Source organism: Microbulbifer sp. SE14, from assembly GCF_059834885.1.
Map to the genome: position 1 here is coordinate 1 of NZ_JCBAJA010000074.1, position 1,288 is coordinate 1,288.

The window sequence follows — 1,288 nt, forward strand, 5'->3', positions numbered from 1 at the left end:
TAATCGTCACCAGTATCACAACGACAAAGCCCCGGCAGAGCTATCTGCCGGGGCTTTGGTGATTTTTACTGGTGTAAATTTAAAGACCCTCTGCTATTTTTCTTCCAGAAGTTCTCTACGCGAAAGCCTAGATTTTAGAGCAGGCCAATCGATCACTTGATACATAGCCTGAGTTTTACACTTATCCTGTTCAAGAGAAGGACATAGCTCAAATACCCTTCGACGCAAGTCAAGGCCTTCTGGCAAAAGCACATTCGGAGAGTCGTAAATAACGCTTGAGACCTCCTCTCCTTTGACTTGCTCAAATTCAAAGACTGCGGCACTACCATCCGTATTGATTTCTGGAAGCTCTTCCACGCAACTCTTCATCGCATCCGAAAGCAAATAGCTATCTTTATCGCCTACAAAAAACTCCCCTCTCCGTAAAAACTGGGGTCTTGCGGTCGCAAATATCAAATAATTCCTGTTCGTTTTCATGGAATGCATAGAGGAGAAAGTTATTTCCTTCTCTCCCAATGGGAGACCTATAGAGTCCAGAACCTCTCCATGATAAACAATTCCGCAATTACGCTTTACCCCGCCAAAGTCAAACTCCGCAACATCGGAAGAAACAATATTTACCTTTAAGATATATTCGTATTTCCCTGCCAGATCATCTAACTTTACAAATTTCTTCCCGACATCTAAAGAGAGTGCCTTTACAGGAAAAACCATCACAAAGGTAACCAGCAAAAATAGCTTACGGACCATAGAATTATTTCCCGTATATCGACCTAAACCTATCAACCGCATCCCAGCCCCGCTGTTCTGCATTCGGATGAAACCCTGTTGCGTTATCTTGAGAAACATCTATTCCCATCGAGTGAGCAGCCTCGTGACCAAACGACTGGATCGCAGCCTCAACTCTGCTTAATGGAACGCCGGTATAATTCACATCTCCCGTTTCAGGGTCGACAGACATTTTAAGCTTATAGCCTGCCTCGAACGAATCCTTGTACAACCTAATAAGCTTATTCTTGTAATCACCGTAAAGAATAACAGTCTCATCATTATTACAAGCGCTTTGCGCACAGGTAACCGGCATACGCCCCATTAGTATTTTATATTCATCTACAGCAAGCGCTTTTACACCTTCGCCAACTTCAATGCCAAGTTCGCTTCCATGTTCATAAATCCAATCGACCAGCTCTTGATCGGACATACTGTCAAAGTCAGGAGTTTTTTGGCCAGATTGAGCCGCAGCTTGCATTGCGACTGCAAAGGCAGCAGTCACGGCCCCATTTGCAAA

2 protein-coding genes are annotated in these 1,288 nt (G+C 44.1%); both read right to left on the minus strand.

The features are described from left to right. Positions 1 to 93: 93 nt before the first annotated feature. Positions 94 to 750 carry a hypothetical protein gene (locus AC6R19_RS22690; protein WP_500582144.1) on the minus strand — a complete coding sequence of 219 codons (657 nt, stop codon included), beginning with the start codon at positions 748 to 750 and terminating at the stop codon, positions 94 to 96. 4 nt (positions 751 to 754) lie between these two features. Continuing rightward, the coding region (locus AC6R19_RS22695; RefSeq protein ID WP_500582145.1) for a hypothetical protein at positions 755 to 1,288 on the minus strand (534 nt) is incomplete at its 5' end.

What these genes read in the sequence shown, in the direction of transcription:
- AC6R19_RS22690 (WP_500582144.1), bottom strand. Translation starts at nt 750, where the DNA reads ATGGTCCGTAAGCTATTTTTGCTGGTTACCTTTGTGATGGTTTTTCCT.